Annotated in this window: 16 protein-coding genes; 7 read left to right on the top strand and 9 right to left on the bottom strand. The window is 70.3% G+C overall.

Annotated elements, in window-relative coordinates:
* Positions 1 to 16: 16 nt before the first annotated feature.
* From OHT77_RS25065 to OHT77_RS25055, 3 genes are all read right to left on the bottom strand, one after another.
* Positions 17 to 565 carry a DinB family protein gene (locus OHT77_RS25065; RefSeq protein ID WP_328830717.1) on the bottom strand — a complete coding sequence of 183 codons (549 nt, stop codon included), beginning with the start codon at positions 563 to 565 and terminating at the stop codon, positions 17 to 19.
* Between the two features lie 201 nt (positions 566 to 766).
* Entirely contained in the window at positions 767 to 2,227 is a 1,461-nt protein-coding gene (locus OHT77_RS25060; RefSeq protein ID WP_328830716.1) for an aldehyde dehydrogenase family protein, read from the bottom strand.
* 118 nt (positions 2,228 to 2,345) lie between these two features.
* Complete coding sequence (locus OHT77_RS25055; protein ID WP_328834334.1) at positions 2,346 to 3,170, bottom strand: helix-turn-helix domain-containing protein; 825 nt, start codon at positions 3,168 to 3,170, stop codon at positions 2,346 to 2,348.
* A gap of 354 nt (positions 3,171 to 3,524) precedes the next feature.
* On the opposite strand from OHT77_RS25055, the gene OHT77_RS25050 reads away from it, so the two are divergent.
* Positions 3,525 to 4,037 (top strand): ATP-binding protein, encoded by a 513-nt coding sequence (locus OHT77_RS25050; protein WP_328830715.1) that lies wholly within the window; start codon positions 3,525 to 3,527, stop codon positions 4,035 to 4,037.
* 66 nt (positions 4,038 to 4,103) lie between these two features.
* Here the strand turns inward: OHT77_RS25050 and OHT77_RS25045 are convergent, their stop codons facing one another.
* From OHT77_RS25045 to rpmG, 5 genes are all read right to left on the bottom strand, one after another.
* Positions 4,104 to 4,322, bottom strand: coding sequence for a DUF397 domain-containing protein (locus OHT77_RS25045; protein WP_051105974.1), 219 nt, complete (start codon positions 4,320 to 4,322; stop codon positions 4,104 to 4,106).
* Positions 4,323 to 4,609: 287 nt separating this feature from the next.
* Positions 4,610 to 4,843 (bottom strand): 30S ribosomal protein S18, encoded by a 234-nt coding sequence (gene rpsR / locus OHT77_RS25040; RefSeq protein WP_328830714.1) that lies wholly within the window; start codon positions 4,841 to 4,843, stop codon positions 4,610 to 4,612.
* A 2-nt stretch (positions 4,844 to 4,845) separates the two neighbouring features.
* Positions 4,846 to 6,207 (bottom strand): GTP-binding protein, encoded by a 1,362-nt coding sequence (locus OHT77_RS25035; RefSeq protein ID WP_328830713.1) that lies wholly within the window; start codon positions 6,205 to 6,207, stop codon positions 4,846 to 4,848.
* A 2-nt stretch (positions 6,208 to 6,209) separates the two neighbouring features.
* Positions 6,210 to 6,458 carry a type B 50S ribosomal protein L31 gene (locus OHT77_RS25030; protein WP_328830712.1) on the bottom strand — a complete coding sequence of 83 codons (249 nt, stop codon included), beginning with the start codon at positions 6,456 to 6,458 and terminating at the stop codon, positions 6,210 to 6,212.
* 5 nt (positions 6,459 to 6,463) lie between these two features.
* Positions 6,464 to 6,628, bottom strand: coding sequence for a 50S ribosomal protein L33 (gene rpmG, locus OHT77_RS25025; RefSeq protein WP_328830711.1), 165 nt, complete (start codon positions 6,626 to 6,628; stop codon positions 6,464 to 6,466).
* Between the two features lie 75 nt (positions 6,629 to 6,703).
* Between rpmG and rpmB the strand changes: the two genes are divergently transcribed.
* The 4 genes from rpmB to OHT77_RS25005 all read left to right on the top strand — a co-directional run bounded on the left by rpmB (position 6,704) and on the right by OHT77_RS25005 (position 8,439).
* Complete coding sequence (gene rpmB / locus OHT77_RS25020; RefSeq protein ID WP_328830710.1) at positions 6,704 to 6,940, top strand: 50S ribosomal protein L28; 237 nt, start codon at positions 6,704 to 6,706, stop codon at positions 6,938 to 6,940.
* The gene (gene rpsN / locus OHT77_RS25015; protein WP_328830709.1) at positions 6,940 to 7,245 is read left to right on the top strand and encodes a 30S ribosomal protein S14; all 306 of its coding nucleotides are present in this window, start codon (positions 6,940 to 6,942) and stop codon (positions 7,243 to 7,245) included. The genes rpmB and rpsN overlap by 1 nt, the downstream gene beginning before the upstream one ends.
* Positions 7,246 to 7,356: 111 nt before the next feature.
* On the top strand, positions 7,357 to 7,827 hold the full coding sequence (locus tag OHT77_RS25010) for a hypothetical protein (RefSeq protein ID WP_328834333.1): 471 nt from the start codon (positions 7,357 to 7,359) through the stop codon (positions 7,825 to 7,827).
* Between the two features lie 90 nt (positions 7,828 to 7,917).
* Positions 7,918 to 8,439: a DUF4232 domain-containing protein gene (locus OHT77_RS25005; protein WP_266769861.1), complete on the top strand. Its 522-nt coding sequence runs from the start codon at positions 7,918 to 7,920 to the stop codon at positions 8,437 to 8,439.
* 19 nt (positions 8,440 to 8,458) lie between these two features.
* Here the strand turns inward: OHT77_RS25005 and OHT77_RS25000 are convergent, their stop codons facing one another.
* Complete coding sequence (locus tag OHT77_RS25000; protein ID WP_328830708.1) at positions 8,459 to 9,580, bottom strand: DUF2786 domain-containing protein; 1,122 nt, start codon at positions 9,578 to 9,580, stop codon at positions 8,459 to 8,461.
* A 224-nt stretch (positions 9,581 to 9,804) separates the two neighbouring features.
* On the opposite strand from OHT77_RS25000, the gene OHT77_RS24995 reads away from it, so the two are divergent.
* On the top strand, positions 9,805 to 10,530 hold the full coding sequence (locus OHT77_RS24995; RefSeq protein ID WP_328830707.1) for a Clp protease N-terminal domain-containing protein: 726 nt from the start codon (positions 9,805 to 9,807) through the stop codon (positions 10,528 to 10,530).
* 136 nt (positions 10,531 to 10,666) lie between these two features.
* Positions 10,667 to 12,355: a bifunctional 3'-5' exonuclease/DNA polymerase gene (locus OHT77_RS24990; protein WP_328830706.1), complete on the top strand. Its 1,689-nt coding sequence runs from the start codon at positions 10,667 to 10,669 to the stop codon at positions 12,353 to 12,355.
* Positions 12,356 to 12,358 lie beyond the last annotated feature (3 nt).

The raw sequence follows: 12,358 nt of genomic DNA, 5'->3' as shown, positions 1-12,358 counted from the left end.
CGTAGAACCCGCGAGGTCAGCCCCCGGTCGTGCCCCGTTCCTTCAGGACCAGCTCGTAGGCCGTGGCGCCGTCGATGGACTCGCGGATGATGTCGGCGTGCCCGGCGTGCCGGGCGGTCTCGCGGATCAGGTGCAGGCAGAGCCAGCGCACGGAGACGCGGCCCTCCGGCGGGAACCAGGGTTCGCTCGGGACCGGGAAGGTGTCGTCGAGGCTGGGCACCGAGCGGACGTACGCCTCGGTCTCGGCGGCGACCTTGTCCCAGTACGCGAGCTGGGACTCGACGGTCTCGTCGCCGACCAGCCGGAACGTCTCGTGCCAGTTGCTCTGGTCGCGCTGGACGGCCGGCGGCTCCTGCTTCGCCCGCGCGATCCAGCCCTGCTCGACGTCGGCGACGTGCTTCAGCAGCCCGGAGAGGGAGAGCCCGCTCGCGCTCGGCGTGCTCGCGGCCTGCTCCTCGGTCAGCCCGAGCAACGCCCTGCGGATACCGCCCCGTTGGTCCTCGATGAACGTGAGCAGCGACCCGCGCTCGTCGCCCTGTGCGTCCGCGGGTACATGCGTGACCATGGCCTTCGCCTTTCGCCGGTGCCGGCCGGGAGCCTGTCCCCCTGCCCGACACCGACGAAGCTACGGGCCATCGAGGTCAGTTTCTGTCCTCAATGGCCCCGGGGCTACGGCGTCGTAGAGAAACCGGCTGTTCAGGAAGACCGGCCGCTCAAGGGATCTGCCCTCAAGGGGTCAGCCCTCAGGGGGTCGGCCCTCAACGGGTCAGAACGGGAAGCCGCTCCGGCCGTGCTGCACGGAGATCCACTTCAGGCTGGTGAAGGCGTCGAGCATCGACTCGCCGTTGAGGCGGCCCACGCCGGAGGCCTTCTCGCCGCCGAAGGGGACGATCGGCTCGTCGTGGACGGTGCCGTCGTTGACGTGGAACATGCCCGTGTCGATCTGCTTGGCGAAGTGCACACCGCGCTCGATGTCGCCGGTGTGGACCGCGCCGCTCAGGCCGTACGGCGTGTCGTTGACGATGCTCACCGCCTCCTCCTCGCCGTCGAACGGGATGAGGAAGGCGACCGGGCCGAAGACCTCCTGGCGGAGCAGGTCCGAGTCGGCGGGGACGTCGGTGAGGACCGAGGGGGCGACGAGGTTGTCGGTGGTCGTGCCGTGCAGCAGGGCCGTCGCGCCCTCCGCGATCGCCTGCTCGACGACCCCCGAAAGGGCGTCCGCCTGCGAGGAGTTGATGACCGGGCCGATCACCGTCTGTGGGTCGCTCGGGTCGCCGACCTTGAGGGACTTGACCTTGGCGACGAACTTCTCGGTGAACTCGTCCCGGATCGACCGGTCGACGAGGACGCGGTTCGCGGCCATGCAGACCTGGCCCTGGTGGACGTAACGGCTGAAGACCGCCGCGTCGACGGCGTAGTCGATGTCGGCGTCGTCGAGGACCACGAGGGCGCTGTTGCCGCCGAGTTCGAGCACCGTGCGCTTGAACTGCGCGGCGCAGACGGTCGCGACGTGGCGGCCGACCTTGTCGGAGCCGGTGAAGGAGATGACCTTCGGGATCGGGTGCTCGATGAACGCGTCGCCGATCTCCGCGATGTCGGTGATGACGACGTTCAGGAGGCCGCCCGGCAGGCCCGCGTCCTCGAAGATCTTCGCGACCAGGGAACCGCCGACGATCGGGGTGTTCTGGTGCGGCTTGAGGACCACGCCGTTGCCCAACGCCAGTGCGGGGGCTACCGACTTGAGGGAGAGGAGGAAGGGGAAGTTGAAGGGGCTGATCACGCCGACGACGCCGACCGGGACGCTGTAGACGCGGTTCTCCTTGCCGTCGACCGGCGAGGGGATGATCCGGCCCTGGGGGCGCAGCGCGAGGTGGATCGCCTCGCGCAGGAACTCCTTGGCGAGGTGCAGTTCGAAGCCGGCCTTCAGGTGGGTGCCGCCGAGTTCGGCGATGATCACCTCGGCTATCTCCTGCTCGCGCTCCTCGATGAGCCGCAGGGCCTTCTCGAACACGGCCCGCCGGGCATAGGGGTTGGTGGCACCCCAGGTCTTCTGCGCGCGGGCGGCGGCCTTGTACGCCTCGTCGACCTCGTCGACCGTGGCTATCGTGATCGACGCGAGCTTCTCGCCGTCGTACGGGTTGAAGTCGATGATGTCCCAGGAGCCGGTGCCCGGGCGCCACTCACCGTCGATGTACTGCTGAGCCAGGTCGGTGAAGTAGGACGACATGTGATCCCTCAATCGCTCAATCGTCAGCAGACACGATCAGTTGCAGACACGATCAACAGCAGACCGGGCAATCCCTCACGATCATCACGGTCTGATCACACGTCATCGTACTTGTGTTTCAAGAGAGTTGGAGCAGTCCCCGGAGAAGATCCCGGCTCTCGTCCGGGCCCGGACTGTCCTGCTGGAGCTCCTTCAGCGCCTTCTCGTACTGGGCCACGTCCTCGGCCTTGTCGAGGTACAGCGCGCTGGTGAGCTGCTCCAGATACACGACGTCCGAGAGGTCCGACTCGGGGAAGGAGAGGATCGTGAAGGCGCCGGACTCGCCGGCGTGCCCGCCGAAGCCGAACGGCATCACCTGAAGGCGGATGTTCGGGTGCTCGGAGACCTCGATCAGATGCTGCAACTGCCCGCGCATCACCTCGCGGTCGCCGTAGGGGCGGCGCAGGGCGGCCTCGTCCAGGACGATGTGGAAGTCCGGGGCGTTCTCGTTCACCAGGTACTTCTGCCGCTCGAGGCGCAGCGCCACTCGTCGCTCCACGTCGGCCTCGCTGGCGCCCTTCATGCCGCGCCGGACGACCGCGCGGGCGTACTCCTCCGTCTGCAGCAGCCCGTGCACGAACTGGACCTCGTAGACGCGGATGAGGGAGGCGGCACCCTCCAGGCCCACATAGGTGGGGAACCAACTGGGCAGGACGTCGGAGTAACTGTGCCACCAGCCCGCTACGTTGGCCTCCTTCGCGAGGGAGAGGAGTGAGATGCGCTCCGCCTCGTCCGTGATGCCGTACAGCGTCAACAGATCCTCGACATCCCGCGTCTTGAAGCTCACTCGCCCCAGCTCCATGCGACTGATCTTGGATTCGGAAGCGCGGATCGAGTACCCCGCGGCCTCGCGAGTGATCCCACGTGCTTCCCGCAGTCGCCTGAGTTGCGAGCCGAGCAGCATCCGCCGCACCACCGATCCGGGCTCTCCCGCGCTCACGTTCGCCAGCCTCCCCAACCGTCTTCAGGGGCCGCAGTCTGCCACTAAAACACTTCGAGCAGTACTCGTTCGATTACAGATATGGAAAGAAGGGGCGGCTGTCCACAGGAAGTTGTCAGCAAGTCGTCAGGAAGAAGCAAGCCCGGAGCCCGAGAACGGCGTGAAGTTGGCGGAAAAAATGGCCAACAAGCGGTACGGGAGGGTCCAATTCGGTCAGCTGCACGTGCATCTGCCCTTGCATCTGCTGTACGCATCCGAAACCATGGTCTCGCGCCACCGCTGCATCGCAACGACCGCGAATTCCCGGGAGTGCCTCGCATGGGGACGAATGGATCGACCATGCTCGAGCCGTTACGGCAGGGCCTTCCGCCGCTGGACCCCTCGGCCGTGTCCAGCGCCGCGTCGTGTGCTCTGCCCGCCCGCTACGAAGCGGTGCGCGAGGCACGGCAGTTCACCCGCCGCACCCTCGACCAGTGGGACATCGGCGACCGCTTCGACGACGTCTGTCTGGTCGTCTCCGAGTTGGTCACCAACGCCCTGCGGCACGCCCTGCCCGCCAACACCCCGCGCGTCCCGGAGCAGAACCCGCCCGTGCGGCTGCACCTGATGCGGTGGACCGAGCGGCTCGTGTGCGCCGTGCGCGACCCCAGTCACGACAGCCCCGTCGCCCGCGACTCGGAGGACTTCTCGGCGGAGTCGGGCCGCGGCCTGTTCCTCGTCGACTCGTTCGCCGACGGCTGGGGCTGGCACCCGCTGGCGGGCACGCTCAGCGGCAAGGTGGTATGGGCGCTGTTCCGGCTGCAGGGTGAGCCGGCCCAGAACAACGCGTGAGGAACCGCGGCTCTTTTTGGGGTCGCGGTTCTACGCGCGTTGCCGTGGTTTCCGCAGGTCGGCGCGCTATCCCGCGATCAGGTGGTCGAACTCGCCGTCCTTGATGCCGAGCAGCATCGCCTCGATCTCGGCGCGGGTGTAGACGAGCGCCGGGCCGTCGGGGAAGCGCGAGTTGCGCACCGCGACGTCGCCGCCGGGCAGTCGCGCGAACTCCACGCAGGAACCCTGCGAGTTGCTGTGCCGGCTCTTCTGCCAGGCCACTCCGTCCAGCTGCGTGGCAGCCATGCCGTTGTACACGTCGAACCCCAAGTACACGCTGTCAACGCGGTGGTCCACAGGTCGCTCCCGGTTGTGCACTGGCTGGTGTGGCCATTGATGCAGTGGTCAACTGTTCCGGATCATAGCCCTGTTCATGTGCAGATGCATGGGCAGATGCACGTGCACGCGGGGTGGTCCTCCGGTTACAGCTTTGACGACTGCTTTACCGTTGCCGTTCCAGCGTCTGCCCAGGAGTGGGCAGGGCATGTACTGGGGAAGACGCGTACGGGAGCCTTCGTGTTCCCTGCGAACGCCTATCGGTTCGAGTACGGCAACAATGCCATCTCCCGAGCGTTCTTGATCGCAATCGCCAACTGCCTTTGCTGCCGGGCCGATACGCCGGTGACCCGACGGCTGCGGATCTTGCCTCGGTCGGAGACGAACGCCCGCAGCAGCGCGGTGTCCTTGTAGTCGATGTACGTCACGCCGGCCGCGTCCAGGGGATTACGGCGGGACTTGGCGGGCCGGCGCTCGGGCTTGCGGGGCACGGTCAGATCTCCAGGAGGGTGTCGAAGGCGGGCGGGAGGCGTTTCCAGGCGCTACGGCCCGCGGCGTACTCGGTGTCGGTCAACAGGCAGGACTCCAGGAGCCGTTCGAGTCCGTCGCGGTCGAGCCCGGGGGATGTGAAGACGAGGTGCTGGCAGCAGTCGCCGTGCTCCGGGTGCCAGTCGAGCGCGGCGGCCGCGCGGCGTACCGGTGGCACCAACTCCCAGGCGGCGTACGGCAGGGAGGCCAGCCACGGGCCCGCGCTCTCCACGCAGAGGGCTCCGCCGGCCGCGTCCCAGTGAAGGAGCGCGTCGGGTTTGTCGGCGAGCCAGAAGCGGCCTCGGCTGCGGGCGGCGGCGCAGGTGATGTCCTCGAGTGCGGCGTAGAGGCGCTGCGGGTGGAAGGGGCGGTGGCGGTGCCAGACGAGGGTGGTTACGCCGTGGGCGTCTGCCTCTACGGGGAGCAGGGCGGAGGCGGGGTGTTGGGCTGCGGCTGCCGCTTCTACGTCGAAACCGGCGAGGGCGGCGTGGGCGAGGATGCCGCGTGGGGGTGGGGTGGGGTAGGTCGAAGCGTCGTGTGGGGGTGGGTGGTTGGGGTTGTGTGCGGAGTCCGGGTCGGTGGGGGCTGGGCGCGCAGTTCCCCGCGCCCCTGGGGAGTTGGGGGTGCTCGGGGTGGGCGGGGCGGGGGCGGGCTCCGGCGGGCGGGCGGGATCAGCGGGGTTCGTCGAGCCGTCTCGGCCGCCCTGGGAGCTGCTGCCTCTCTTCAAGTCGGCGCTGCTCACCGCTACTTGGCGGGCCGTCGGGTGCAACTGGCCCAGTAGCTCGCGGTCTTCGTCGTCGGCCTCTTCCGAGTCGAGGATGGCGAGGACGGGGGCGTACTCCAGTTGGCGGGCGAAGGTGTCCGCGATGGTGCGTTCGTCCGTGGCTGCCGCTGCGAGGCCGGCCGTGGCCAGGTCGTCGCCGTTGCCGAGGTACGGGAGGACGAGGGCCGGGTCCACGGCGGTGATGACCCCGGTGACCGTGAGGCCGCCGGAGCTGATCACCTCGGCCATCGCCTTGGGCTCGACGGAGTCCCACAACTCGACCACGGCGAGCCGGACTTGACCGGCGTCGGCCAGTCGGCGCAGTTCGGGGACCAGGTCCTCGCGGAGCGCGCAGCACGCGCAGTCGTTGACGAGGGGGGTCTCGCCGGCGTCGAGGATGCCGGTGGCGTCCCTGACCGTGCGGACGACCGTGCCCGCGGTCGCCGTAGCGAGGTCGTGGTGGAGTACGACGCTGCCGGGGACGTCGTGGAGGAGGCGGGCGACGGTCGCTCGGCGGGCCTCGGCGTGCAGGCCGGCGACGATCGCGACGGAGAGGTCGGACACCGTCAGGCCTGCTTCCCGTACCGGCGCTCGAAGCGCTCCACGCGGCCGGCCGTGTCCAGGACGCGGGCCGTGCCGGTGTAGAAGGGGTGGCTGACGTTCGAGATCTCGACGTCCACGACGGGGTAGGTGTGGCCGTCCTCCCACTCGATCGTCCGCGTGCTCGTCATCGTCGAGCGGGTGAGGAAGGCGTGGCCCGCGGCCCGGTCCCGGAAGACGACGGGGCCGTAGGGCGGGTGGGTGTTCGCGCGCATCGGGGTCAGCGCTCCTCTCGGAAGTCGACGTGGTGGCCGGCGGCCGGGTCGTACTTGCGCAGGACCAGGCGGTCGGGGTTGTTCCTGCGGTTCTTGCGGGTCACGTAGGTGTAGCCGGTGCCGGCCGTGGACCGGAGCTTGATGACCGGGCGGAGTTCGTTGCGAGCCATGGCTGATACCTTACTGAAAATGAATTCCATTAGCATCACTGGCTACGACCCCGATCGAGGAGAGGTACGTCACTCATGTCCGCCCACTGCATGCTGACCGGCGCCCGGCCCGGCTTCGGCAACCGCATCTCCCACTCCCACCGGCGCACCTCGCGCCGTTTCGACCCGAACATCCAGTCCAAGCGCTACTGGCTGCCCGGCGAGGGCCGGTACGTACGGCTGCGGCTGAGCACGAAGGGGATCAGGACCGTCGACGCGATCGGCGTCGAGGCGGCCATGGCCCGGATCCGCGAGCGCGGGGTGAGGATCTGATGGCGAAGAAGAGCAAGATCGCGAAGAACGAGCAGCGGCAGCGGATCGTCGCGCGGTACGCGGCACGGCGGGCCGAGCTGAAGGAGATCGTCCGGCGGCCCGGTGCGACGGACGCCGAACGGGCCGCTGCGCAACGGGAGTTGGGGCGCCAGCCGCGGGACGCGAGCGCGACGCGGGTGCGCAACCGCGATCAGATCGACGGACGGCCCCGCGGTTACTTCCGAGCCTTCGGGCTGTCCCGGGTGAACCTGCGCGGCCAAGCTCACAGCGGATACCTGCCCGGCGTCCGCAAGTCCTCCTGGTGACCCCTGGTAACTTGCTGCGGTCGTTCCGGCCAAGGCCGACCGGGCGGCCGTCCGGCTACAGCTTGGGAGCTACCAGTGACTACGGCGTTTTCGACGGTGTCGACGGTACGGATGGCGGCGGCTGCCGCGGGTCTGGTGGGCGCGCTCGTCCTGACCGGGTGCAGCGGTGACTCCTCGGACGACTCGTCGTCCACGCCGAGCGCGTCCTCGACCTCCACCGCGACGGGGGGCTCCGGCGGCTCCGGCAGCAGCCCGTCGGCCGCGTCCGACGGGCTGCAGGGCAGCTGGCTCGCCACCACGGACGGCAAGGCGGTGGCCCTGGTGATCACCGGCAAGCAGGCCGCCCTGTTCACCACGGGCGGGAGCGTGTGCAGCGGGACCGCCGGTGAGGAGGCGGGCATGCAGATGATCCACCTCAAGTGCACGGACGGCGCGAAGACCCGGGCCACCGGGATGGTCGACTCCGTCAGCAAGTCGGCGCTCGCGGTCACCTGGTCGGGGAGCCTCGGCAAGGAGGCGTACACGCGGGCGGAGGGCGGGAAGTTCCCGTCCGGGTTGCCTACGGCGAGTCTGGGGTCGTAGGGGGAGCATCCGCCTGAGCCGTGGGCCCGGTGGCGCTCTCGGGGGGTGGGGCTGGCGGCGGAGTGGTGGCGGGTGCGGGATGATCCCCTCATGCGCACCATTCCCCTCGCCGTCGCCGCACTCGCCTCGGCTCTGCTTCTGACCGCCTGCGACAGTGGCGGCGGTGGCGGTTCGTCCGACGGCAAGAACGGCTCGGCCTGCTCGTTCGACGGGGTCTCCGTCCAGGTCGGGCCCGCCAGTACCGCTCCGGCGGCCGGTGACACGGGCGAGGTGCCCGTCTCGCTGACCAACCAGAGCAAGCCGTGCGACCTCAACGGCTTCCCGGGCGCCACGTTGGAGGCCGGCGGCACCAAGGTCGCCCTCCCCACCCTGAAGGGCGCCAAGGCGCAGAAGCTGCGGCTCGCCAAGGGCGACGCGGCGTCCTTCACCATCACCTACGTCCGCGGCAAGGCGGGCGACAAGCTGAGCCTCGCCGCGACGAAGCTGGTCGTCACCCTGCCGGGCAGCAGTGAGAGTTCCGACTACAAGTGGTCGTACGGGCCTGTCCAGGGCAAGAGCGACGTGAGCGACGCGGAGGCCTCGGTGAGCGCCTTCACGCAGGCCGGCGACTGACGGCGTCCCCGTAATACCCCTAGTCCTCGAGTCGGGGTCGGGACCTGACCTGGGCCCGGTCCGCCGCCTCCGCGCCCTCCGTCCAGCCCGCCTCGTCGGTGACCCCGCGCAGGCGGGTCGTGGTCGTCTCCGGGAACATCGCGTCGACGCGGTCCGTGACGGCGACCTCGCGGGTGGCGAGGACCGGGAGGAGGTCGTCGGTGACCTGCGTCTCGGCGGCCTCGGCGAGGCGGGTGCCGATGCGGTGGGCGTAGGCGGCGAGGAAGGACTGCCGGAAGGTCTTCGTCCGCCGGCGGCCACCCGCGCGCTGCGCCGCCTCCGCGCGGGTCATCGCGGAGGTGGCCTGGACGAGGAGTGAGGTGTAGAGGAGTTCGACGACCTCCAGGTCGCCCTCGAAACCGACGACCGTCGAGAACCCGAAGGCCTCGTTCCACACGGCCCGGCAGTGGTTCGCGCCGGCGACCGCGTCCAGCAGCACGGCCTTCGCCTGTTCGTACGGCGCCTCGACCCCGATCCGGCACGCGCCGGGCGCGTCCTTCGCCGGGGCCTGCGCGTCGAGCAGCGCCTCGTCGATGCTGTGCCGCGCCATCAACTCCTGCGCCTTGGCACTGAGCGCCTCCGCCTCTTCCGGGAATCCGGTGGCCTCCGCCTTCGCGAGGAGGGCGCGGATGCGGGTGAGTATGCGCGAGGCGGGCTTGCGGTGCTCTTGCGGGCGCTGTTCCTCAAGGGGTTCCAGGCTCGGCAGGCGCAGTAGCAGGCGGTACAGCTCCAGCACGGTGGTGGCGTGCGTGAAACGGTCCGTGCGGGGCGGTCCGTCGGCGGTCAGGTCGTCCAGCTGTGCCGTCCAGCGGGGGCCGCGTGCGCGGTCGTCCTTCGCCTGTGCGCGGATCAGTGCGGATACGAGGCGTACGTGTACGTCGTCCAAGTCCCGCCGCACCAGCCGTACGACGTCCGCGGGCTGCCATCCACGCCGCCAGGCCGCCGCGATGAACTCCCTTCCCCGGCGAGCGAGTTCGGCGTCCGACGCGGGGTCGGCGGCGAGGATCGAGGCACCTTCGTCCAGGGCGTCGTGGGTGTCGTTGTAGAGGGCGGCTTCGAAGGCGCGCTCGATGGGGGTGGGGGTGGGGGTGGTGCGGGTCACCTGGTGATCGTGCCATGGGGTGGGCCGGCGGGTTTGTGGGTGGGTGCGGGTCCGTGGGGGCTGGGCGCGCAGTTCCCCGCGCCCCTGGGTGGGTCACGGGGGCGTGGGTTTGATGGTGAGCGCTGATACCCGTTGCGGCACGGATGGGGCGGGCGGCGCGAGTTCGGCCGGGCAGGTGTCAACTTGGGGTTGACAGTCTTGGGGTGTCAACCTAGGGTTGACATATGACGACCAATCCCAACGTCACCTCGTCCGTACGTCTCGACGACCTCATCGACGCCATCAAGAAGGTCCACCCCGCCCCCCTCGACCAGCTCGAGGACGCGGTCATCGCGGCCGACCACCTGGGCGATGTCGCCGACCACCTGATCGGCCACTTCGTGGACCAGGCCCGGCGTTCCGGTGCCTCCTGGACCGACATCGGCAAGAGCATGGGCGTCACCCGGCAGGCAGCCCAGAAGCGCTTCGTGGCGAAGGAGCCGAAGGAGTCGGCGGACCTCGACCCCGCTCAGGGGTTCAGCCGGTACACGCCACGCGCCCGCAACGCGGTGATGGCCGCCCACAACGAATCCGTCGCCGCCCGCAACCCCGAGGGCCGCCCCGAGCACCTGATTCTCGGGCTCCTCGCCGAGCCGGACGCCCTCGCGGCCAAGGCGATCCTCGCGCAGGACGTCCTCCTGGACTCCGTACGGCAGGCCGCCACCGCCGCGCTCCCGCCGGCCGCCGAGGAGGTCCCGGAACTCGTCCCCTACGGACCCGACGCCAAGAAGGTCCTCGAACTCACCTTCCGCGAGGCCCTGCGCCTCGGCCACAACTACATCGGCACCGAGCACATCCTGCTCGCCCTGCTGGAGCACGAGAACGGCGAGGGCGTCCTCAACGGCCTCGGCATCGACAAGCCCACCACCGAACGGCACATCGCCGAGATGCTCAACCGACTCCAGGGCTGACCTGTACGTACGCAGGCCGCGGTCCTGGCGGTCGAGCGCACGTCTCCGCGCCCGGGTACCCGGTGAACGGCTCCGTCCGCGAGCCGGTTCGTGCAGGTCGGGGGTGTTGTCAGACCTGCGTGCCACACTCGCTGACATGACCGATCGCTGGGCGCTCGCCCCGGCCGAGGGCGGCGGTGCGGAGGTCGCCGCCCTCGGCCCGGACGGGCTGCCCGCGGGGCCGGTGCTGCGCGAGCCGGACCTCGTCGAGGCCGTGCGCACGCGGCCGGACGTGAGCCGATGGGTGTGGCGGTCCACGGCGGAGGTGTACCCCCCGCTGCTCGCCGCGGGCGTGCGCGTGGAGCGGTGCTACGACGTGGAGGACGCCGAGACCCTCCTCCTCGGCCACGAGGGGCGGCACGGCGAACCCCGGTCGGCCGCCGCGGCGCTGGCCCGTTCGCGGGGCGGGCCCGTGCCGCCGGACCCACCGCAGCGCGCCGCCGAACCGGGCGCGCAGTCCTCCCTCTTCGAACCGCAGAGCGTCCACCTCCCCCTCACCGACCTGCTCACGGTCTACGCCGAGCAGCAGCGCCGCCACGACGCCACCACCCACCCCGACCGGATGCGCCTGCTCACCGCGTCCGAGTCGGCGGGGATGCTGGTCGCCGCCGAGATGAACCGCGCGGGGCTGCCCTGGAGCGCCGAGGTGCACCGGGAGATGCTGCACGAGCTGCTGGGCGATCGGTATGCCGGAGGCGGTGAGCCGCGCCGGCTGGCCGAGCTGGCGGACGAGGTGTCCGTCGCCTTCGGGAGACGGGTGCGGCCGGATCTGCCCGCCGATGTGGTCAAGGCCTTCGCCGAGGCCGGGATCAAGGTCAGATCGACCCGGCGCTGGGAGATCCAGTCCCTCGACCATCCGGCCGTGAAGCCGCTGTTGGAGTACAAGAAGCTGTACCGCATCTGGGTCGCGCACGGCTGGTCCTGGCTGCAGGACTGGGTGCGGGACGGGCGGTTCCGGCCGGAGTTCCTCGCGGGCGGGACGGTCACCGGGCGCTGGGTCACCAACGGCGGGGGCGGCCTCCAGATCCCCAAGGTCATCCGGCGTGCCGTGGTCGCCGACCCCGGCTGGCGGCTCGTCGTCGCCGACGCCGACCAGATGGAGCCGCGCGTCCTCGCCGCGATCTCCCGCGACCCCGGGCTGATGGAGGTCGCCGGCCGCGCCACCGACCTCTACCAGTCCGTGTCCGACCGCGCCTTCTCCGGCGACCGCGACCAGGCCAAGATCGCCGTGCTCGGCGCGGTCTACGGCCAGACCTCAGGCGACGGCCTCAAGAACCTCGCCGCGCTCAGACGCCGCTTCCCCAAGGCGGTGGCCTACGTCGACGACGCCGCGAAGGCGGGCGAGGAGGGGCGGCTCGTACGGACCTGGCTCGGGCGGACCTGCCCGCCGGTCGCCGGGGGCGAGGACGCGGCGGAGGAGGCGGGCATCCCCCAGGACGATCCGGTCACGGCCCCCGCCGACCAGGGCTGGGTGCCGGGTTACGCGTCCACCAACTCCCGCGCCCGCGGCCGTTTCGCCCGTAACTTCGTCGTCCAGGGCAGCGCCGCCGACTGGGCCCTGCTGATGCTCGCCGCGCTCCGTCGGTCCTGCGCGGAGCTGGCGGCCGAGCTGGTCTTCTTCCAGCACGACGAGGTGATCGTGCACTGCCCCGAGGCGGAGGCCGAGACGGTGGCCACCGCGATACGCGAGGCGGCCGACCTCGCCGGCCGGTTGACCTTCGGCGAGACACCGGTCCGTTTCCCCTTCACCGTCGCGGTCGTCCAGTGCTACGCCGACGCGAAATAGTCC

Source organism: Streptomyces sp. NBC_00252 (assembly GCF_036187565.1).
Classification (GTDB): Bacteria; Actinomycetota; Actinomycetes; order Streptomycetales; family Streptomycetaceae; genus Streptomyces.
This window is presented reverse-complemented; position numbering and strand designations above follow the sequence as displayed.

Excerpts from the sequence above, each read along its gene's own strand:
- OHT77_RS25005 (WP_266769861.1), top strand. The coding sequence starts at position 7,918 with ATGCGCACCATTCCCCTCGCCGTCGCCGCACTCGCCTCGGCTCTGCTT.
- OHT77_RS25065 (WP_328830717.1), bottom strand. The coding sequence starts at position 565 with ATGGTCACGCATGTACCCGCGGACGCACAGGGCGACGAGCGCGGGTCG.
- OHT77_RS25055 (WP_328834334.1), bottom strand. The coding sequence starts at position 3,170 with ATGCTGCTCGGCTCGCAACTCAGGCGACTGCGGGAAGCACGTGGGATC.
- OHT77_RS25010 (WP_328834333.1), top strand. The coding sequence starts at position 7,357 with ATGGCGGCGGCTGCCGCGGGTCTGGTGGGCGCGCTCGTCCTGACCGGG.
- OHT77_RS24990 (WP_328830706.1), top strand. The coding sequence starts at position 10,667 with ATGACCGATCGCTGGGCGCTCGCCCCGGCCGAGGGCGGCGGTGCGGAG.
- OHT77_RS25060 (WP_328830716.1), bottom strand. The coding sequence starts at position 2,227 with ATGTCGTCCTACTTCACCGACCTGGCTCAGCAGTACATCGACGGTGAG.
- OHT77_RS25050 (WP_328830715.1), top strand. The coding sequence starts at position 3,525 with ATGGGGACGAATGGATCGACCATGCTCGAGCCGTTACGGCAGGGCCTT.
- OHT77_RS25045 (WP_051105974.1), bottom strand. The coding sequence starts at position 4,322 with ATGGCTGCCACGCAGCTGGACGGAGTGGCCTGGCAGAAGAGCCGGCAC.
- OHT77_RS25030 (WP_328830712.1), bottom strand. The coding sequence starts at position 6,458 with ATGCGCGCGAACACCCACCCGCCCTACGGCCCCGTCGTCTTCCGGGAC.
- OHT77_RS24995 (WP_328830707.1), top strand. The coding sequence starts at position 9,805 with ATGACGACCAATCCCAACGTCACCTCGTCCGTACGTCTCGACGACCTC.
- rpsN (WP_328830709.1), top strand. The coding sequence starts at position 6,940 with ATGGCGAAGAAGAGCAAGATCGCGAAGAACGAGCAGCGGCAGCGGATC.
- rpmB (WP_328830710.1), top strand. The coding sequence starts at position 6,704 with ATGTCCGCCCACTGCATGCTGACCGGCGCCCGGCCCGGCTTCGGCAAC.
- rpmG (WP_328830711.1), bottom strand. The coding sequence starts at position 6,628 with ATGGCTCGCAACGAACTCCGCCCGGTCATCAAGCTCCGGTCCACGGCC.